This is a genomic window from Gordonia pseudamarae (genome assembly GCF_025273675.1).
GTDB lineage: Bacteria > Actinomycetota > Actinomycetes > Mycobacteriales > Mycobacteriaceae > Gordonia > Gordonia pseudamarae.
Window position 1 is genome coordinate 525,807 of the sequence record NZ_CP045809.1, and the last position, 19,919, is coordinate 545,725.

At 67.4% G+C, this 19,919-nt stretch carries 18 protein-coding genes and 1 riboswitch; of the genes, 5 read left to right on the forward strand and 13 right to left on the reverse strand.

Features of this window, described 5'->3' with window-relative positions:
• Window positions 1–136 precede the first annotated feature (136 nt).
• Genes GII31_RS02250 through GII31_RS02260 form a run of 3 tightly spaced genes read right to left on the reverse strand, consistent with a single transcriptional unit; the run spans window position 137 to window position 5,211 of the window.
• Window positions 137–2,800, reverse strand: coding sequence for a serine/threonine-protein kinase PknG (locus GII31_RS02250; RefSeq protein WP_260840253.1), 2,664 nt, complete (start codon window positions 2,798–2,800; stop codon window positions 137–139).
• 9 nt (window positions 2,801–2,809) lie between these two features.
• On the reverse strand, window positions 2,810–3,787 hold the full coding sequence (locus tag GII31_RS02255) for a glutamate ABC transporter substrate-binding protein (RefSeq protein ID WP_213246409.1): 978 nt from the start codon (window positions 3,785–3,787) through the stop codon (window positions 2,810–2,812).
• Window positions 3,784–5,211, reverse strand: coding sequence for a hypothetical protein (locus GII31_RS02260; protein ID WP_213246411.1), 1,428 nt, complete (start codon window positions 5,209–5,211; stop codon window positions 3,784–3,786). The genes GII31_RS02255 and GII31_RS02260 overlap by 4 nt, the downstream gene beginning before the upstream one ends.
• Window positions 5,212–5,391: 180 nt before the next feature.
• Between GII31_RS02260 and GII31_RS02265 the strand changes: the two genes are divergently transcribed.
• Window positions 5,392–5,880, forward strand: a complete 489-nt coding sequence (locus GII31_RS02265) for an NUDIX domain-containing protein (RefSeq protein ID WP_213246413.1) — start codon at window positions 5,392–5,394, stop codon at window positions 5,878–5,880.
• An 82-nt stretch (window positions 5,881–5,962) separates the two neighbouring features.
• Here GII31_RS02265 and GII31_RS02270 read toward each other — a convergent pair whose 3' ends face one another.
• The 3 genes from GII31_RS02270 to GII31_RS02280 form a co-directional block, all read right to left on the reverse strand.
• A complete protein-coding gene (locus tag GII31_RS02270; protein ID WP_213246415.1) occupies window positions 5,963–6,334 on the reverse strand; it encodes a 2-isopropylmalate synthase in 372 nt (123 codons plus the stop codon).
• A 280-nt stretch (window positions 6,335–6,614) separates the two neighbouring features.
• Window positions 6,615–7,343 carry a thiamine phosphate synthase gene (thiE, locus tag GII31_RS02275; RefSeq protein ID WP_213246416.1) on the reverse strand — a complete coding sequence of 243 codons (729 nt, stop codon included), beginning with the start codon at window positions 7,341–7,343 and terminating at the stop codon, window positions 6,615–6,617.
• A complete protein-coding gene (locus GII31_RS02280) occupies window positions 7,340–8,308 on the reverse strand; it encodes an aldo/keto reductase (RefSeq protein ID WP_260840254.1) in 969 nt (322 codons plus the stop codon). Before GII31_RS02280 ends, thiE begins: the two co-directional genes overlap by 4 nt.
• 52 nt (window positions 8,309–8,360) lie before the next feature.
• Window positions 8,361–8,474: riboswitch (TPP riboswitch) on the forward strand.
• A gap of 8 nt (window positions 8,475–8,482) precedes the next feature.
• Between GII31_RS02280 and GII31_RS02285 the strand changes: the two genes are divergently transcribed.
• The 3 genes from GII31_RS02285 to thiG are packed head-to-tail and all read left to right on the forward strand — an operon-like array spanning window position 8,483 to window position 10,560.
• Entirely contained in the window at window positions 8,483–9,562 is a 1,080-nt protein-coding gene (locus GII31_RS02285; RefSeq protein WP_213249731.1) for an FAD-dependent oxidoreductase, read from the forward strand.
• A gap of 19 nt (window positions 9,563–9,581) precedes the next feature.
• On the forward strand, window positions 9,582–9,779 hold the full coding sequence (gene thiS / locus GII31_RS02290) for a sulfur carrier protein ThiS (RefSeq protein ID WP_213246420.1): 198 nt from the start codon (window positions 9,582–9,584) through the stop codon (window positions 9,777–9,779).
• Window positions 9,772–10,560: a thiazole synthase gene (gene thiG / locus GII31_RS02295; RefSeq protein ID WP_287383616.1), complete on the forward strand. Its 789-nt coding sequence runs from the start codon at window positions 9,772–9,774 to the stop codon at window positions 10,558–10,560. Before thiS ends, thiG begins: the two co-directional genes overlap by 8 nt.
• A gap of 179 nt (window positions 10,561–10,739) precedes the next feature.
• Here thiG and GII31_RS02300 read toward each other — a convergent pair whose 3' ends face one another.
• Window positions 10,740–11,612 carry an SCO6745 family protein gene (locus GII31_RS02300; RefSeq protein ID WP_213246422.1) on the reverse strand — a complete coding sequence of 291 codons (873 nt, stop codon included), beginning with the start codon at window positions 11,610–11,612 and terminating at the stop codon, window positions 10,740–10,742.
• Between the two features lie 4 nt (window positions 11,613–11,616).
• Window positions 11,617–12,609, reverse strand: coding sequence for an EamA/RhaT family transporter (locus tag GII31_RS02305; RefSeq protein WP_260840255.1), 993 nt, complete (start codon window positions 12,607–12,609; stop codon window positions 11,617–11,619).
• A 103-nt stretch (window positions 12,610–12,712) separates the two neighbouring features.
• Here GII31_RS02305 and GII31_RS02310 point away from each other — a divergent pair, with 103 nt between their 5' ends.
• Window positions 12,713–13,891: an ATP-grasp domain-containing protein gene (locus GII31_RS02310; protein ID WP_213246430.1), complete on the forward strand. Its 1,179-nt coding sequence runs from the start codon at window positions 12,713–12,715 to the stop codon at window positions 13,889–13,891.
• Between the two features lie 62 nt (window positions 13,892–13,953).
• On the opposite strand, the gene GII31_RS02315 is transcribed toward GII31_RS02310, so the two are convergent.
• From GII31_RS02315 to GII31_RS02335, 5 genes are all read right to left on the reverse strand, one after another.
• Window positions 13,954–14,685 (reverse strand): aspartate/glutamate racemase family protein, encoded by a 732-nt coding sequence (locus GII31_RS02315; RefSeq protein ID WP_213246432.1) that lies wholly within the window; start codon window positions 14,683–14,685, stop codon window positions 13,954–13,956.
• Window positions 14,686–14,728: 43 nt separating this feature from the next.
• On the reverse strand, window positions 14,729–15,793 hold the full coding sequence (locus GII31_RS02320) for an ABC transporter permease (RefSeq protein WP_213246434.1): 1,065 nt from the start codon (window positions 15,791–15,793) through the stop codon (window positions 14,729–14,731).
• The gene (locus GII31_RS02325) at window positions 15,777–17,390 is read right to left on the reverse strand and encodes a sugar ABC transporter ATP-binding protein (protein WP_213246436.1); all 1,614 of its coding nucleotides are present in this window, start codon (window positions 17,388–17,390) and stop codon (window positions 15,777–15,779) included. The genes GII31_RS02320 and GII31_RS02325 overlap by 17 nt, the downstream gene beginning before the upstream one ends.
• Window positions 17,387–18,358, reverse strand: a complete 972-nt coding sequence (locus tag GII31_RS02330) for a sugar ABC transporter substrate-binding protein (protein WP_213246438.1) — start codon at window positions 18,356–18,358, stop codon at window positions 17,387–17,389. Before GII31_RS02330 ends, GII31_RS02325 begins: the two co-directional genes overlap by 4 nt.
• 81 nt (window positions 18,359–18,439) lie before the next feature.
• Complete coding sequence (locus GII31_RS02335) at window positions 18,440–19,423, reverse strand: isopenicillin N synthase family dioxygenase (protein ID WP_213246440.1); 984 nt, start codon at window positions 19,421–19,423, stop codon at window positions 18,440–18,442.
• Window positions 19,424–19,919 lie beyond the last annotated feature (496 nt).

Genomic DNA, 19,919 nt, shown 5'->3' on the forward strand with positions numbered 1-19,919 from the left:
CACCCGCACACCCATTCGCCGGTTGAGGTGCGAGCCTGCGAGCCTCGAAACCTGGTGAGAAGACATTGTTTCCCGCCAGGTTCCAGGCTCATTCGATCACCCCACGCCTCGCCGGCGGCCCGGTACGGCCGAGATATCAGAAGAGGGTTTCGGGGCGGACGTAGTTGGCGAGGTCGACGAGCATGAACCGGTGGTCACGGTTGGAGCGGGTCTGCCGTGCCAGCAGGCGCAGGGAGCGTTCGGTGCCCCGGCGCAGACCGAGTTCGGTGAACGGATAGCCGAGGATCTTCACCTTCGAATCCCTGGGTGGGTTGTCCTGCGCCGCGATCCAGCCCAGCGCGGTGCCCAGGACGATGAGCGTCAGTCGGGTCTTGCGCGGTTCGGTGTCGGGGATCTGTTCCAGGCGCGCGGCTGCCTCGGTGATCTCCTCGCGGGTGATGTCGTCGGGTTTGCGGCCGTGTACCAGGATCAGCACCGCGGTTGCCCGGGCGGTGTTGTAATGCCTGCTGGTCGAGGGGACTTCGTCGAGCGGTTCGAGGGCTTCGGAGATACGTCCGGCGGTGGTGTGCAGCCGGGCCAGCCCGAATGCGGCGGTGATGATTGTGTGGTTGGTCCACCACAGGTCGTGGTAGTGGTGGGCGGCGATCGTGGTCCATTCGGTGATGCGGCGCGGGCTGGCCAGCCGTTCGTCGGCCAGCCATCGGCCGATCAGTTCGGCGGTGCCGGCCACGGCCATCTTCGGGGCTATCTCGCCGGGCATCGCCTGCAGCACATCATCGAATCGTTCGTAGGCGATCTCCGGTTCGCCGTTGCGCAGGGCGCACACGCCCATGTACCAGCGCACCCGCCACGAGTCGCCGTGGTGGAGGGTGATCTTGCGCAGCAACTCCAGCGCGACGTCCACATTGTCGAGCTCCAGATGTGCGCGTGCTTCCACCAGGTCGATTTCCAGCGATGGATGCGAATCGTCGGTGGGGCTGCCCAGGATGGCCGAGAATCCTTCGGATCGGGCCACTTTGATTGAATCGAGGGTTTGCCGGGGCGACGAGAGAGCTGCGGAGGTGAGCATTCCCGCCGCGGGGTCGGCCGGGTTGACCAGGGGTACCGGCAGGGCGTGCGCGATGTCGAGCGGGTCGTAGAAGGCGGCCTTGTCGGGATCGAAGAATCCGTCGACCGGTCCGAGGAGCAGTTCGGTGCCGAAGGTGGTGCGGGGCGGACTGAACACGGTCGACAACGACGGCCGCGGCACTCCGGTGTGTACGGCGACCACCTCGCGCAGCACGTTGAGCAGCTGGGTGGTCATCTCTTCGGCCGAGACAAACCGGTCGGCCGGATCGGGTGCGGTGGCCCGTTGAAGCAGAAGATGATACGACGGATTGTCGGCGAGCACCGGGGCATCGGCGGGGTCGGGCAGGCCGTCGAGGTAGCGGCCGTTCTTGCGGGGCATCGGCAGGGTGAGCACTGCCAGGGTCCGGCCGATGCTGTAGATGTCGGTGGCCACCTGCGGTCCGGTCCGGACGATCTCGGGCGCCTGGAATCCGGGGGTGCCGTACAGGTGCCCGTATCCGTTGATCGCCGACACCGCACCGAGGTCGATCAGTTTCACATCGTTGCTGGCGACCATGATGTTCTCGGGTTTGACGTCGTTGTACACCAGGCCCACCGAATGCAGATAGCCCACGGCGGGGAGGACTTCCAGCATGTACGCCATCGCCTGTTCGATACCGAGCAGTTGTTTGTCGTCGTCGGGCGCCGACCTGTCCGCCGACATCAGCTGTTTCAGTGTCTGGCCGCCGATGTACTCCATCACGATGTAGCCGATGTGTTGACCGAATTGGTCGGGGTGTTCGACGAAGTTGTAGATCTTGACGATGCCGGGATGATTCACCGACGCCAGGAACTGCCGTTCGGCCAGCGCCACCTGTTGGGCTTCGGAGTCCGATGAATTGAGCAGGCCTTTGAGGACGACGGGCCGGTCGGACACGTTGCGGTCGGTGGCCAGGTACAGCCATCCCATTCCGCCGTGGGCGATGGCACCGGCGATTTCGTACTGGTCGGCCACCAGCGTGCCCGGATCCAGGCCGGGGACGAACGAGTAGTGCGCCCCGCATTTCGGGCAGTCGCCGGTCAGCGGTCCGCCATGGTCGCCGTCGCTGCGTCCGACGGGCCGGCCGCAGCGCCAGCAGCGGCGTTTGCCCTCGGGGATGACGGCGTCGGTGAGGACGGCGTCGGCGGGGTCGATGTCGTGGATCTTGGGCAGGTCGACCAGTCCACTGCCCAGCCGCCGGTCGTGTACACCGAGATGGTTCGTCGGGATCAGGCGCAACGTCGACCCGGTGGTGGAGCCGTCCATCGACACCGGACCGGTGCTGCCGGTGGAGTAGCCGGTGGCCGCCGTGGTCGGCGGGGGGCGTCGGGGAACCTTGTCGGTATCGTCGCCGAAGGGGTCGAACGCCGTCGCCTGGGTGCCGGTGTCGTCGGCGAACGGATCGTAGACGGCGGCCTGGGTGCCGTCCCCCTCGTTCCTGTCCCCCTCGTTCCCGTCCCCTGTGTCGTCGGCGAAGGGGTCGAATACGGCGGCCTGGGTGCCGTCCATCTCATCCTCGTGGTCGTCCTGGTTCCGGCTTTCGCCGGGGCTCTGGTTCTCACGCCGGATGCTGCCCGTCTCCACCGAGTCGGTGTCCTCCACCGAGTCGGTGTCCGCGGTTGTGGGTACGGGTTCGGTGGTGTGGTCGGATTCGGCGGCGGGGTCCCCGGCCGGGCCCCGGCCGGGATGCGCTGGAATGTGTGAGCCGGTCATGATCGCTGTTCAGTCCCGGTATCGGGGGACGGGTGGATAGCCGGGTCCGAGGATCGACAGCCATCGGTCGTACATCCGCTGCCACTGTCCCGACGTGCGCAGATCTTCGATGACGCCGTTGACGAACCGGACCAGATCATTGTGTCCTTTCGCGATTCCCACGGCATAGTTTTCCTCACCGAGGCTCGGTCCGACCACCTCGACCCACGGGTCCTGTTCGGCCAGACCGGCCAGGATCGCGTCGTCGGTGCTGACGGCGTCGATCTGCCCCTGCTGCAACATCACCAGACAGTCGGCCCAGGTGCTGGTGGTGGTGATCCGGGCGCTCGGCACGATCGACTGGAGCCTGCCGATGGAGGTGACGCCGCGGGCGGCGCACACCCGTTTGCCGGCCAGGTCGTCGGCGTCCTCGATACCCGCATTGCGTTGGGCCAGAATGCGCTGCGTGGCCACGTAGTACGGGGCGGAGAAGGCCACGTCCTGGCGGCGGTCGCAGGTGATGGACATGGTTTTGACCACGACGTCGACGTATCCGGCCTGCAGCGCGGCGATCCGTTCGCCGGAGGTGAGCACCCGGAACTCGATCTGGTTGGGATCGTTGAAGATCGCGCGGGCGATTGCGCGGGCCAACTCGACGTCGAAGCCCTTGATGTCGCCGGTGATGGTGTCGCGGAAACTGAACAGATTGCTGCCGATGTCGAGGCCGACGATGAGCCGTCCGCGCGCGAAGATGTCGGCCATCGTGGAACGGGCGGGCATCTTCCGCGGTGGGGGCAGCGTGCCGGGCCGCAGGCTCACCAGGGCGTCACAGTCGTCGGAGTCGGGGGCGGGTTCGACCCCGGTCTGCGAGGTCGCCCCGGGTGGGGTGGGTATCGCGGCGGTCGCGCTCGGCGGCGGCGATTCCGGGGCCGGGTATCCGGCGCACGCGGTTGCCGTGATCGCCGCGGCGGCGATCACGGCGATGGCGGTGACAATCCTGGAGGTCATCGGTACTCCCTGATGCGGGGCAGCAGCCCGCCGATGACGGCGAGCGCGGCGAAACAGGTGATGACGAAGATGCCGGTACCGGTGTATCCGATGACGCGCTGTGCGGTGTTGATGTCGGTGCGGAACGATTCGCGGGTGGCGGTGATCGCGGTGACGAGTTCGGCGTCGAGGGCGGCGTACCGTTGCGCCGACGCCCCGGTGCCGATGATCTTCTGCGCGTCGGAGAAGTCGCCGTTCTGGATGGCGGCGCGCGCGTCGTCGTCGGCGGCGGTCCACTGGTGCAGCAGGTTTTTGGCGGTGTCGAGCTGATCGGAGGTCACGGCGGCGTCGTCGTCGAGGTTGGTCTGCACCTTGCTCAGGGTGCGGTAGATCTGCAAGGTGGCCAGGGTGAAGGTGCGTTCGAGTCCGGCCTGGTCGCCGCGCCGCACGAACGACAGGGTTTCGGCCGATCGCGCCTGCTGGGTGAGGATGCGCGCAGAGGTCAGATCCCGCAGCGGATTGGCGCCGTTGTCGCGGGCGCTGTGGGTGATGGCCACCGAGGTGAGTCCGGAGGCGAGCAACCAGACCGATCCGATGAGGATCGCCGCGAGCGCCGCGAGGATGCCGACGTTGAATCTGCGCCGGGTCCGCCGGGCCAGGTAGCGGGCGGTGGCCAGGAGCGTGCCGATGATCACCGCGAGCGCCGCATACACCGCCCATGGCGGTGTCGACAGGGTTTGTTGCGGGTCGGAGATGGCCGCGGATCTGCGGTCGTACAGCCGTTGCGCCGCCGGGAGGATCTGATTCTGCATCAGTGTCGAGGCGACGCCCAGATAGGCCGACCCGACCGGATTGCCGAGCCGGTTGTTGGTGCGCGCGGTTTCCACCAGGCCGGTGTAGAGGGGGATGTTCTTGGCGAGGGTCTCGACATCACGGCGGGTTTCGGCGAACTCGGCGGCCGAAGTCGCCTTGGACTTCTCCATCAGGTTGCCCGATGCGGTGATCAGGGATGTCGCGGCGGTCGCGATGGCGTCGGCGTAGCGGGTACGCAGCGCGGGGGATTCGAGGCCACCCGATAGGAACGCCCCGTTCGCGGAGGCGTCGGCGATCGACAGCGAACTGTAGAGCACCTGGGCGGATTCGGCGAGCGGTTCGGTGCGGTCGACCATCTGCCGCAACGTGCTGGTGCGGCTGTCGAGCACACTCGAGGCGTACCAGCCGGTGATCACCAGCGTCAGCGACAGCAGGACCATGATCGCGACCAGCTTGCCGGGGGAGGTGCCCGCGTAGTGGCGTAGCGTGACGAGCGGTGGCTGGGTGCGGGTTTCGGACAGTTCGCGACGTTCGGCGAGAGCCTGGCGCAGTGGCGGCAGCGTGCTACCGGACCGTCCGGCCCGACCTGCGCGGGTGACGGCGCTGCGCACGGGGGATGCGTGGCCGGTCACCGTTAGGCCTCCTACCCGAGCGGGAAACTCTGCGGTCTCCACCCTAGTCGTGCGCAACCCGGTTTGGAGTCTGGCCCACCGGACGTATGTCACATACGGTGGAAATAGTGACCGATCGTCGGCTGTCGGCGGTCGGGTCGGTACGACGGTGCCGATTTCTCGGCGGGGCAAGGAGACGATGTGCGCGGAGACGGTGACGGTTGGGTGATCGATCCCGACGGTGCCCGGTATTGGGGGGTGCATGGTGCCGCCGGTCTGCTGCTGCTGGCGCCGCTGCCCGACGGCAATACCGGGGTACTGCTGCAGCATCGTGCGGTGTGGTCACATCAGGGCGGTACCTGGGCGCTGCCGGGCGGAGCCCGGGACTCGCACGAGAGCGCCATTGACACCGCCATCCGCGAGGCCGACGAGGAGGCCGGTATCGGTGGCAACGACCTGCGGGTGTTGTCGGCGTTCGTCACCCACAGCGCCCCGAGTGGCTGGACCTACACCACGGTGATCGCCGAGGTCGACGAGCCGGTGCGCACGGTCGCCAACGGCGAGTCCACCGAATTGCGCTGGGTCAGCATCGCCGACGTCGAGCACATGCCCCTGCACCCGGCCTTCGAAACCAGCTGGCCCCGACTCAAAGACCACCTCACCGACCAGGCCGCCCGCCCCGCAGGCTGAGGTGCGAGGAGCGCAAGCGACGAGCCTCGAAACCCCGCGAGATGACAATGCTGTCGTGCGCGGTTTCGAGGCTCATCGCATCTCAACCAGCGGTATGTAGGCGGTTTGCTCCGTTCACCAGGGCGTTGACGTTGGCGTCGTCGCCGGTGCGGCCGGTGCCGTAGGCCCAGCGCCGGGTGCCGTTGTGCTCGCACAGCAGATACGTGGCGAAGGCGTTGTCGGTGCGGCGCTGACGAAGCTCGACGATGGCCACGGGTGCGCCGATGTCGTGCAGGATCGAGGTCATGGCACCGACGGGGCCGGTCGCGGTGGCGTGCAATGACAGCAGGTCGTCGTCGACGACGAGGGTGGCGCGGCAGTCGATCATGTCGCCGCGGGCGGGGCTGGTGTGGAAGGCGTCGAGCCGGATGTGGCCGTCGCCGGTGTAGTGGTCGGTGAAGTCTTTCCAGGTCATGGTGGATGCCTCCTCTCGGATACCGGGCGGCAGGGGGCTGATGGCGTGCCGTCCGGTGGGACGAGGCGAGCATGGCCGGGTGGGGTGAACTGCATGCATCGAATGTGCTCATTTCGGTCGAAATCGGGTGACCGACTCGGGTGCGCGCACCGACCCCGCAGCGGGGGGTCGGTCGAGATCAGACCCCGCTGCGGCGGGCTACCAGAAGCGCACGTGTCTTGAGCACGGAGTCGAGGGTACACCCTCACCATGGTCGAGTGTGAAAGTTTTCACACTCGCGTCAGCGACCTGCGGTGATGCCTTCTGCTCGGATTCCGGTGCCTCCGGGGGTTCCGGTGCCCGCGGGGATGCCCGCCACCAGGGCGCGGGCGGCGGCCTCGGGGTCGTCGGCGGCGGTGATGGCCCGCACCACGACGATCCGGCTCGCCCCGGCATCGGTGACCTCGGGCAGCCGCCGCGCGTCGATCCCGCCGATTGCGAACCACGGCTTTGCCGGGTCGCCCGCGGCCACCTGGCGCACGAGGTCGAGGCCGGGTGCTGTCCGGCCGGGTTTGGTGGGAGTCGGCCAGCACGGTCCGACGCAGAAGTAGTCGACGTCCCGGTCGGCGGCCGCGGCGACGGCCTGGACCTCGTCGTGGGTGGACTGCCCGATGACGACGTCCTCGCCGACGATCTCGCGTGCCTGCGCAGGGGTCAGGTCGCCCTGTCCTACGTGCAGGACGTCGGCGCCGGACAGCCGGGCGAGGTCGGCGCGGTCGTTGACCGACAGCAGCGCCCCGGCCGCGTGTGTGATCTCCCGCAGGCGGGCGAGGACGGCGAGTTCCTCGGCCGCTTCGAGGGCGCCGAATTCGCGTTCGCCCGCCGATCCCTTGTCGCGCAGTTGCACGATGTCGACACCACCGGCGACCGCCCGGGCGACGAACTCGTCGAGGTCGCCGAGTTCGCGGCGGGCATCGGTGCACAGGTACAGGCGAGCGTCCGCGAGTCGGTCGTGGATGTGGCTCGTCATGAGGCGTACGTGGTGTAGCCCTGGCCCGAGCCGGGGGTGACGATGTCGTCGAGCTCGGCCAGGTCCTCGGCACTCGGATCCCATTGTGCCGCCAGCATATTCGCGTCGATCTGGTCGGGACGGGTGGCGCCGGAGATCACCGATCCGACGGCCGGCTGGGCGAGCAGGCCGCCGATGGCCACGTCCAGCAGGCCGATACCGCGGTCATCGGCGAACTTCTGCAGTCCTTCGACGATGTCGAAGTCGGCGCCGTCGTACCGGAACGTCTCGGTGGCCAGCCGCGTGCCCTCGGCGGGTGCCCGGTCACGCTTGTACTTGCCGGTGAGCAGACCGTAGGCGAGCGGAAAGTACGGCAGCAGGCTGATGCCGAAGGTCTCCAGAGCCGGTACCAACTCCGCTTCGGCACTCCGGTTGTACAGCGAGTACTCGTTCTGCGCGGTGATGAAGTGGGGTGCGCCGAGCGACTCGGCGAGCCAGTCCGCGTTCACCACCTCCCAGGCCGTCATGTTCGACGACCCGATGTAGCGGACCTTGCCCGCGGTCACCAGATCGGAGAGCGCGTCGAGGGTTTCCTCCAGCGGCGTCACCCGGTCGGGGGTGTGCAACTGGTAGAGGTCGATGTAGTCGGTGCCGAGTCTGCGCAGACTGCCCTCGACGGCCCGGGCGATGTAGCCGCGGCTGCCGCGCACGCCGAAGTCCTCGCCGTACAGGCCGCCGGTGTCCATGCCGAACTTGGTGGCGATGACGACCTCGTCGCGCCGCCCGCCGAGCGCCTTGCCGAGCATCTGCTCGCTCACACCGGAGCTGTAACTGTCGGCGGTGTCGAAGAAGTTGATCCCGGCGTCGATGGCGGCGTCGATGACCTTGCCGGTGGCCTTCTGGTCGATGCGTTTACCGAAGGCGTTGCAGCCCACGCCGACCGAGGAGACGATGAGCCCGCTGGTGCCGAGAGGTTGGTAGCGCATGGCCCCGACGGTACTCCCTCGGTATCCGATGACCGCGTCCTCTACCCTGGATCGAGGAAGACACGGGAGCCCGCGGGATCGTCGGGCTGAGAGTGCGGGGCGCCCCCGCGGACCGTCACACCTGATCCGGGTAATGCCGGCGCAGGAAGGACTGTTGTGGCAGAAGACAATATCGTGTCAGGCGACGATGGTGGGGCACGCCCGCGGTCCGATCGCGCCACGCTGACGGTGGTCGGCGGCGGCGTGATCGGGTTGTGCTGCGCGCTGGCCGCCGCCGACGCGGGGTGGCGGGTGACGGTACTGACCGACCCGGACGCACCGCGCGCGGCCGACGTGGCCGGCGGGATGCTCGGCTCTCTCGGCGAGGGACATCCCGGTGAGGATGTGCTGCTGGAGATCACCGCTGACTCGGTGCGCCGCTGGCCGGCGCTGCTCGCCCGGCTGGCCGATCCGGCGATCGTGGTGGCCACCGATTCGCTGTTCGTCGGGGTGACGTCCGCGGATGTGGCGGTCCTGGCGCAGCTCGCCCGGTTCGTGTGGTCCGGGCCGGTCGGCTCCGAGACTGTCGAGAGATCGGTGTTGCGGCAGGTGGGCGGTCGCGAGATCCGGGATCTGGAACCGGCTCTCGGCCCGCGCCCGGTCGGCGGCTTCCTCGCCTCGGGGGAGGGGGCCGTCGACAACCGGATGCTTCTGCGGGCCCTGGAATCTGCGCTGGTGGAGCGCGGCGGAGTGGTGTGTGCGCGGCGGGTCGACTCGCCGGCCGGACTGGACGGCGACCGGATTCTTGTCGCGGCCGGTCTTGGGACATCGAAACTTGTTTCCGGCGTAGACCTTTACGCGGCAAAGGGGGAGATTCTGCGGTTGACGGCGAACGCCTGGTCGGTACCCGGGCCCCGCCACGTGGTGCGAGCGCGGGTCGGCGACCGGATGGTGTACCTGGTGCCGCGAAGCGGTGGCATCGTGATCGGTGCGACGCAATACGAGCCGATCGACGCCGCGGACAGGGCGCCCCGGGTCTCCGGGGTGGCCGATCTGCTGGCCGACGCGCTGGAGGTGATGCCGGGACTGCGGACCTACGACCTGGCCGAGGTGAGTGTGGGCATGCGCCCGTGCACCGCCGACGGACTGCCGGTGGTGCGTGCCGTCGACGAACGGGTGATTGTGGCCACCGGTCACGGACGAAACGGTATTGTGCTGGCGCCGTGGACCTCTCATCGTTTTGTCGAGATCCTCGGGGAATCCTGGGCGGACTGATGGAAACCGGAGTGAACTGATGATGATCCTGGTGAACGGCGACAGGACGGTGTTGCCCGACAACACCTGCGTCACCGAGATGCTCGGCGTGCTGGGCCTGCCCGACCGCGGTATCGCGGTCGCGGTGGACGGTGAGGTGGTGGTCCGCCGCGAATGGAACAGTCCGCTCGCCGACGGCGCCGAGGTGGAGATCGTGACGGCGGTGCAGGGTGGCTGAGACGACGAAGACCGACACCGGTGCCGATGTGTTGCGGATCGCCGGCCGCGAGTTCGGTTCCCGGCTCGTCATGGGCACCGGTGGCGCCGCCAATCATGCTGTGCTCGAAGAGGCTCTGCTCGCCTCGGGGACCGAGCTGACCACCGTCGCACTGCGCCGGGTCAGCCCCGGATCGGGTGCCGGGATGGTGGATCTGCTCGACCGGCTCGGCATCGCGATCCTGCCCAACACCGCCGGCTGCCACAGCAGGGCCGAAGCGGTGCTCACCGCGCGGTTGGCGCGCGAGGCCCTGGACACCGAATGGGTCAAGCTCGAGGTGATCGCCGACGACAGGACATTGCTGCCCGATCCTGTCGAATTGCTCGATGCCGCGCAGGTTTTGGTGAACGACGGATTCGTGGTCCTCGCCTACACCAACGACGACCCGATTCTTGCGCGCAGGCTGGAGGATTCGGGGGTGGCCGCGGTGATGCCGCTCGGCTCGCCGATCGGCACCGGTCTGGGCATCATCAACCCGCACAACATCGAGATGATCGTTTCCGCGGCCGGTGTCCCGGTGGTCCTCGACGCCGGAGTCGGCACCGCCTCCGACGCCGCCCTGGCCATGGAACTCGGTTGCGACGCGGTGCTCCTAGCCTCGGCGGTGACCCGTGCCGACGACCCGGTCGCGATGGCGACCGCGATGCGGCACGCGGTGCTCGCCGGCCGATACGCGCACCGCGCCGGCCGCATCCCGAAACGCTTCTGGGCCAATGCCTCCTCCCCGAACCGGGACACCTGATCCCCCACTCGACTGCCCTTGCCTCACCGGGGGTTTCGAGGCTCGCAAGCTCGCACCTCAACCGGCGACCATGTTGTTGGTTGAGGTGTGAAGAGCCGCTAGGCGATGAGCCTCGAAACCTGGTGAGGTGGCAGTGTCGTCGGGGTTTGGAGGCCCGCACCTCGACCGGCGGTGGGGTGCTACTTCTTGCGAGTGCCCGGCAGCACCCCGGCGTCGAGAATCGCTTTGACGTACGGCCGTATCCGGTCGAGTGCGTCAATCAATTCCGGTGCCGACCATATGGTTTCGCCGAGTGCATCGGTTTCGGCTTCGATGTCGTCGTAGGTGGCGGCGCCGTCGGCCGTGAGCCGGTGTGCCACGCCGAGTGCGTTGGGGGTGTCGGTGCGTTCGGCCAGGCCGGCGGCCACCAGGCGGTCGACGGAACGTTCCCAGTCGTCGTCGGACCAGCCGCGGGTGAACTTGATCATCTCCCGGCCCATGATGCGGCGCTTGACGGTCGGGTCGGGGAGGTCGGCCTCGTGGAAGGTGACCACGTCGAGGCCGTCGAGGCCGTGGGTCACCAGGGCGGCGATGTGGTTGTCGCCGCGCCATTCTCGCAGGACGGCCACATGCCGCCACAGCCGCAGGTGCGGTGCCTCGGGTACCGGGCCGGAGGCCCATGCGGCGGCGAGGGGACGTCCACCGAGTGGCAGACGGGTGACGGCCGCCTCGAAGGTGTCGGCCAGTTCGCCGATCACCGGCTCGTCGACGCCGTCGCCGATGATGGCGCGCAGTTGTTCATCGAGCATCCGGTAGCGGGCGTCGGACACTGTGTCGAGGCCGACGGCGACGGCGTCGCGCCAGGCGGGTTCGATGAGGCCGGGGTTGAAGTTGTAGAACGTCGCCGTCACCACCGACGGTGCGCACGGTCCCAGCGGTGCGCCGCGGCCGCCCGCGTACAGCGCGATGGGGGAGAGCCCGGTCTCGTCGAGGGCGGCTTTCATCCCGGGATTGAAGTAGGCGAGAACGTGGAACGGTTCGAGTGTTTCGTACGCGGTGCGCGCGGAGTTCATGGGGTCAGTCTGGTCGGTCGGCGGCGGGCGTGTCCACCTTTGCGGACTCACCGGTGTCGGGCGGGTCCTCCCGGCCACGGCGCCAGCCGCCTTTCATCGGCGGTGCCTCGCCGAAGTGGTCGGGGTCGCCGGAGCCGTACCAGGCCACCAGCACCGCACCGATGACGGCGCCGACGAAACCGGCGATGGCCACGCCGGCCAGGCTGGCTTTGGCGGTGTCGCCGAGGAACAGCACGCCCACCAGGCTGGGGCCCGCGGTCTCGCCGACGACGAGGACCGCGGTGACCCCGTTGACGGCGCCCAGTTGCAGGGCGACGGTCTGCACGAAGAAGCCGGTGGCCCCGGCGATGGCGATGGTCCAGGCGGCGGGGTCCTTGATGAGTGTGACCGGGTCGAACGGGTCGACCCCGTGCAGGACCCGCACGGCGATGGCGATCATGCCGAACAGCAGTCCAGCGCATGCCCCGCCGATGATCGCGGCGTGTCTGCGGACCTTGTATACCCCGGCGAGCGCGATGACGCACAGTACGGCGGTGGAGATGAACAGCACCCAGTGGAACCGGTCGCTGTCGGAGGTCTGTGTGTGCGGCGACGAGGAGAACCCGAGCATGCACAGTGACATCACCACCAGCCAGATCGCGATCCAGTCGCGGGTGTGCAGGGCGATGTTGAGCATGATGGTGCTGAGCAGCGCGGTGACCACCAGGTTGGCCGACACGATGGTCTGGGACAGGAACAGTGGCAGGTAGCGGGCCGCGACGGCGCCGCCGGCGAAGCCGATCACCACCAGCATCGTGCCCAGGATGAACGCGGGATCGATGAACGTCGACATTGTCGATTGCAGCGACGGTCCACCCGATGCGGTGGTCTGACCTGCTGCGTTGCCCTCTTCGCGGGCTTCCTGCGCCACGCGGCGGGCGCCGAGTGCGCGCAGTACCGTCGACATGCCGTAGGCGACCGCGGCCAGGCAGGCCGCGATCACGCCGATCACGAACATCTCGGACCTCCGCTCCGCGTCAAGAGTGTGTAACCGACCTCACCGGACAGGTTATTCCCCGTGCCGGGTGGGTCGGGTATGTGTTCGGTTTAGACTCGGTGCCGTGACTGAGTCGAGTGGCAAGCACGTACTGATCACCTTCGGCCGATCGTTTCTCACCCTGAACCTTGCCCGGCTGATGTCGGCGGCCGGACACCGGGTCACGATAGTGGATAGTCTTCCGATTGGGATAACGCGTTTTTCGCATGCCACGTCGGCGTTCTTCCGGGTGCCGTCGCCGAAGTTCGAGCCGGTGGCCTATTGCCGCAGGCTGGTGCAGATCGCCGTCGACGAGAAGGTCGACATGATCATCCCGATTCACGAGGAAACGGATATCCTGTCGATGATGGCGGGGTTGTTCCCGCCCGGTTGTGAGCTGTTCCTGTCGCCGTTCGCCACCGAGAAGCAGTTGCATCAGAAGGCGGAGTTCTCGCGACTGCTGCAGGAGAAGGGGTTGCCGGGGCTCAAGTACGCCACGCTGTCCTCGCCGGAAGATGTGGCCGCGCTCGATTTCACCACTCCGTTCGCGCTCAAACGGGTGTACTCGCGTGGGTCGCAGAAGGTGTACAAGGTCGCGCCCGGCGATGACCTGTCCTGGCTGGAGTTCGAGGACGGAAACCCGTGGCTGGCCCAGCAGTGGGCGTCGGGTGCGAGGTACTGCACCTACTCGGTCTGCCGCGACGGGGAGGTGCTCGCGCACGCCGCCTACCCGGTGGGTTACGCCATCGACGGAAACTCCTGTCTGCGTTTCGAATCGGTGGGCCATCCGGGAATCCTCAACTGGGTCACCGAGTTCGTGGCAGATGTCGGGTTCACCGGGAATATCGGATTCGACTTCTACGACGATCCCGACATCGGCCTGCTCACCATCGAATGCAATCCGCGCGCCACCAGCGGGATCATGCTGTTCGCCGCGCAGGACGGGATCGACCGCGCCTTCTTCGGCGAGACCACCGAACTGATCACGCCGCGGCCCGATGTCGACAAGATGATCGGCCTGGGCATGCTGTTGTACGGGTGGAGGCGGAAGTCGTTGAACGGAAGGAAGTTCAGGGACTTCGTCCGCGATTTCCGGCATTCCCACGACGTTGTCTGGGCTTCGGATGACCGCAGGCCGGCGTTGATGTTGCCGCTGGCCTACCTCTACATCCTGCGGCACTGCCTCAAGTACAAGGTCGGTCTCGCCGAAGGGTTCATGCACGACCACGAATGGGACGGCAAGGAGATCATCATCGACGGCTGACCCCGGCGTGTGGCGATCGGCCTCGGCCGCTGAACGGATCCGTTCAGCGGCCGAGGTGACTGTTACGCGGGAATGGGCTTGTGTGACAGCGGCCAGTTCTCGATGTGCCGGGGGGTGGGGGTGGTCGCCGGTGCCGCGGCGCCGATGCCGGTGAGGCCGCGTACCAGTTCGACGGCGGCCCGCACCGGCTCGATCACCGGTACGCCCAGTTGTCCGGAGATCTCGGCCGCCAATCCGGTGAAGCCGCCGCAGCCCAGGACGATCGACGCGCAGTGGTGCCGGTGCAGGAGTTCCTGACCGACCGAGATCACGCGTTCGGCGGTTGCGCGGCGGTCGGCCATCATCTCGGGAACCCCGAGTCCTGCGGCGACGACGGTGTTGCACCGCGGATGCAGACCCAGGGCGACCAACCGGTCGTCGACGATGGGGATGGCAGCGTGGCTGCTGGTGATGATGCCGTACCGCCGCCCGGTCAGCATCGCCGCCATGGGACCGGACTCTGTGATGTCGACGACGGGAACCGGCACCACTTCGCGCAGCGCTTCGACGCCGGGCTCGGCGAATCCGGCCATCACGATCCCGTCGATGCCCAGTTGGTCGATGTCGAGCGTGGCCACCTTGTCGAGAACGGCGGTGGCGCTGAGCTGGGTCTCCCATTCGCCGGCCAGTTCCTCCGGTCCCCAGTCGGGGTTGACGACGAGTACCTGGTTGTCACCGAACCATCTGTTCACCCAGTGCTGGACGAGTTCGGTGTTGGCGGTGACGCGGTTCGGATTGATGACAAGCGTTGTCACGGTGTGGCTCCATCGGTAGTGATCGGATGAAAGGGCTTGTGCGCTATTGCCTCGCACCGGACAGCTGTTTCGCCGGTTCGGGCCGGGGGGCCGTCGTGGTACCCGGATCATCGGTCACACGCGAGCGGGCCTCGCGCCAGGCGTGCAGGCGCGGGATCACGGTGCTGCCGGCCCGGTCCAGTGCTGCCGCCGCGACCAGTGCCAGTCCGGAGGCGACGGTCTGTACGTACGGGGTGACGTGCAGCAGCACCAGGCCGTTGTTGAGGGTGGCCAGGAAGAGCCATGCGATGAAGACGCCGAACAGGCTGCCGCGGCCACCGGCGAACGCGACCCCGCCGAGCAGGACGATCGTGAGGGCCTGGAACTCCATGCTTTCGGCGGTGGTCGCCGGTGCCACACCGTTCAGCCTGGCCATGTACACGATGCCGGCCAGTGAGGCACCGGCCCCGGTGACCACGTACAGGACGAACGGGATCGCCTTGACGCGGATCGCCGACAGGAACGCGGCCTGGGGGTTGGCGCCGAGCGCGAAGATGTGTCTGCCCCACGGGGTTAGGGTCAGGAATGCGCCGCCGGCGGCGAAACACAGCAGGGCGATCACGGTGGTGATCGGGATACCGGCGATATCGCCGGTGCCGATGGACTCGACGAGGGGGCCGATGCCGAAGATCTGGTCCTGTTGCACGATCAGGGTTGCGCCGCGGATGGCGCCGAGCATTCCGAGGGTCACGATGATCGGGTGCCAGCCCAGGATGACGCACAGGAATCCGTTGACGGCGCCGGCGGCGATTCCCACGCACAGTCCCAGGGCCAGGCCCGCGGCCTCGGACCAGCCCCACTGGGTGACGCTGATCGCGGTGAGTGTCGCCGACAGCGCCGCGACGGAGCCGACGGAGAAGTCGATGTATCCGGCGATCACCAGCAGAGTGAACGGGACGACGATGATGCCGAGGGCGGCGGCATTGTCGACGAGCGTCAGGAAGTTTGACGAGGTGGCGAATCGTGATGTGCGCGAAGCGAAATAGAGCGCGAGGGCGAGCAGCGCGACCACGAGGACCGCGTTGGAGACCGATTGTGGCCTGAGGAATCTGTCAATGTACGTGCGCATGGGAAGCCTCCGCGGTGGACGAGGGTGCCGGGTCTGGCCCGGTGGGAACGGCGGGCGGGGACATTGCCTCGCCGGCGTGGGCGAGTGACAGCAATCGCGACTCGGTCAGATCCGGGCCGGTGATCTCGCCCGTCATCCGGCCTCTGGCGAGTACGATCACCCGATCGGCGACGGCTATCAGTTCGTCGGCCTCCGACGAAGCGAACAGCAGTGCGCCGCCGCCGGCGGCGAATGTGCGCATCGCCGTGTACAGGTCGGCCCGGGCGCCGACGTCGACGCCGTCGGTGGGTTCGTCCAGCAGGAGCAGCCGGACGGACGCGGCGTTGTTGAGCCAGCGGCCGATCACCAGTTTTTGCTGATTGCCGCCCGAGTACCGGCCCGCTTCGAGGTCGCCCCGGTCGGGGGAGAGCCGAAGGATCGACACAACGGTGTCGAACATGCCCTGTTCGGTTCTGCGCGAACGGAACACACCCCACCGCGCGGTGGCGGACAGTCGGCCCATCGTGACGTTGGACTCGGCGGGCAGCGTCGCGAAGATGCTCTTGCGCAGGCGGTCCGAAGGGACCAGGGCGATGCCGTCGGCCACCGCCTGCGCCGGACTGCGGTGGCTGACCCTGTTGCCGTCCAGGAGTATGCGGCCCCTGCTCGCGCGGCGGGCGCCGGCGATCGTCTCCAGCAGTTCGGTCCGGCCCGCGCCGACCAGGCCGAACACCCCGACGATCTCGCCGGGCCGCACCACCAGGTCCACCGGCCCGATGCCCGGCCCGTCGAGGTCGGTGACCTCGAGTACCGCGGGCCCGGCCGTCGTCGGCGCCGGACGCCGGTCGGCGGGACCGGAGACGGCCTGTCGGGGCCCGACGATCGCGCTGATCATCTCCGCCTCGGTGACGGCCGAGGTGGGCTTCGACAGAACCACCTGGCCGCCGCGCAGGACGGTGACCCGGTCGGCGAGTTCGAGTGCCTCGGTCATCCGGTGTGTGACGAACAGCAGCGGAAGACCTTTGTCGCGCAGCAGCCGCATCCTGATCGCCAGTTGCTCGACCTCACGTTCGGTCAGCGATGACGTCGGTTCGTCGAGAATCAGGACGGCGGGATTCTGTGCGAGCGCCTTGGTGATCTCGATGACCGTCAGGTCGGCGTTGCTCAGTGTGCGCAGGTCGGCGTCGGGGGCGATGTCGGAGCCGAGCTGGTTGAGCAGTTCGGCGGTCTGCCGCAGTGCCGCACGCCGGTCACGCAGTGGTCCCCGGGCCGGTTCGCGGCCGAGGAAGACGTTGTCGGCGACATCCAGGGTGAGTGCGAGACTGGGCGTTTGGTGGATGACCTCGATTCCCGCCTCGCGGGCGCCGCGCGGCGTCATCCCGGTGACGGTCGTACCGAGTACGGAGATCTCGCCGCTGTCGGGTTGTTCGGCGCCGCTCAGGCATTTGATGACCGTCGACTTGCCCGCCCCGTTCGCCCCGAGCAGGGCGTGGATCTCACCCGGCCGCACTGACAGCTCCACCCCACGCAGGACGGGGACGCCGCCGTAGGACTTGTGTATGGCGGATGCGGTCAGCCCGTCGGTGGGCCGTGCCGTGGGGGCATCGACCGCCGTCATTTCCACAGGGCCTGCATCTGGGACAATTCGCGGCTGCCGGGGATCACCGGCACGTAGCTGACCCGGTAGACGGACTCGCCGTCGCCGGTGATCGAGTTGATCGCGGTGGTGATCATGCCGCGTCCGAGCTCGTTGAGGTCCAGGGCCGCCGATCCGCGGTACGCGCCACCGAACCCGATGGCGTCGAGTGCTTCCTTGTTACCGTCCATGCCGCCGATGAACATGTTCGGGTTTCGCTTGTCGCTCAGTGCTGAATACGCTCCGACACTGGCTGATTCGGATACGGCCAACACGGCGTTGAGCCCGGGATTTGCCTGCAGCAGGCTCTTGGTGGCGTTGAGTCCCTCGGTCTCGGACAGGGCGTCCTGGCGTGCCACCACCTTCACACCCGGTGCCACCTGCGCCAGCTTCTCCTCGAGTGCGGCCTGGCGTTCGCGCGACCATTCGGCTTCCTCGTACGTGAGGACGGCGACCTCGCCCTTGCCTTCGAGTTCCCGGTTGAACCAATCCCCGGCGAGCTGGGCGAGTTGTTCGCCCGCCGCGCGCTGCTGCATGTCGATCTCACCGGTCTGTGTCTTGAGCGTGGAACCGTAGGTGATCCATTGGGTTCCGTTCTTGACAACCTCGCCGGCAACACCTTCGAGCACCGTCGCGTCGAGGGCGACGGCCAGGATCGCACCGTACTTCTGGGGGATCCAGGTGCGGATGGTGCTGACCTGCTTGTCCAGGTCGCTGCCGGGATCGTCGAGGATCAGCTTGTAACCCTGCTTGTCGGCCTCGTCCTGGGCGGCCTTGATCTCCACCTGCAACGCGGGGGTGCGGGAGAAATTGGGGAAGGAGATGGCGATGGTCTTCTCGTTGCTGCCGGACTCGTCGACCGAACCGCAGGCGGTCAGGCCGAGCACGGAGACGGTTGCCAGTGTGGTGGCTGCCGCTAGGCGGCGGACAAGGGTGCGTCTGGTGAGCATGTTGGTGGCTACTTCCTTGAGAGGAGTTGCAAGAGCGGATGTTCGGTGAATCTTTGTCTGTACGTAGGCTTTCGGCGGCGGTCAGGTGCTCGCGGCGACCGCGAAGCTGGTATCGGTCTTTCCCCGGACGTTCTCCCCGGAGGTGATCGGCGGGTAGTGGGCGGGGTTGCCGGCCGAGACGCACGACGGCAACGTCTCGATGACGGCGTCGTAGTTGGGCTGGCAGAAGAACGGCAGCGACAGTCTGCGCAGGTGCCGGGTCTCCTCGGGTGGATTCTGAACCCGGTGCAGGGTCGATATCCATCGATCATTCGTCCAGCGCGCCATGAGATCTCCGATGTTCACCACGTACGCACCCGCGATGGCCGGGACGGGGAACCAGGACCCGTTCACCTGAACCTCGAGTCCGCCGACCTCGTCGGGCTGGTACAATAGGGTGAGTGTCCCGTAGTCGGTGTGTTCGCCGACCCGGAGTTGTCCGGGCAGCGGCTCGGTGGTGATCGGTGGGTAGCAGTTCGCGAAGAGGTTGCTGATCGGTTTGTCGATCTTGTCCTCGAAGAAGTCCGGCTCGAGATCGAGCGCCTCGGCGAACAGGGACATGATCTCGCGGGCCAGCGCGGCCACCCGCTGATAGTACGCGGTCCAGATCCGCTCCATCCCGGGAATCTCCGCCGGCCAGATGTTCGGGTGAAAGTTGTTGCCCGAATTGGATATATCGAAATATGGTTCGTCGGGAACATGTGGCATCCCCATGGCGAACAGTTCGACGAGGTCGCCGGGGGTCATCACGCCCCGGGTGCCGGCCAAAGCCCGCGCCCTGGGTGCGATGTAGCCGCGGCTGCTCGCCGGGTCACCGATGTAGGCGTTCTTCGCCGGCTCGGGGAGGTCGAAGAACGCGTGGGTGACGGACAGGACGTCCGAGAGCAGGTCCGTTTCGATGCCGTGGTTGATCACGGTGAGGAAGCCGACCTCGCGGTTGGCCCGATCGATCTGCGCTGCGATGGATTTGCGGTTCGATTCGCTCGCCCGGGCGTGGGCGAGGTCGATCACGGGGATTGCTGTCATGAGTTCATTCCTCGGTGGAGGTCGTCGTCGTGGAAATCGTCGTCGTGGAAAACGCCGTCGTGATGAGGCGTGTCGTGGTGCGGCGGCGGGGCCGACCACGGGACCCGAAACGATGCCGGTGGCGTGCATGAGTGGATGGATCGCGTGGTTATGACTTCCACTCTGTGGCGCGGTGTTCGGTCCGTGAGCGCGTGCGGTGACGGAGCGCTGCGGCGGTGGCTACCGGGTTCGGGAACGACTGATCTCGACCGAGAGAATGGCCAGACGCGGGCGTCGGAGAACGGAGGCGCGGAGGCAGTCGGCGACGGTGAACGTGATCCGTGATCCGGTACCCATCACCTGTCACCACCTTTCGTTGACTTTGCGCGGCGAACCATCTGGCAGGTCTCAACGTAAGCGAGTGAGGTAACGGGATTGTTTCGCGCGGTTTCCACCGTGAAACGGCAGGCTGTGACGCCTGCCGGGCCGTTGCGGTGTACCGGACGGTTGAGCCCGG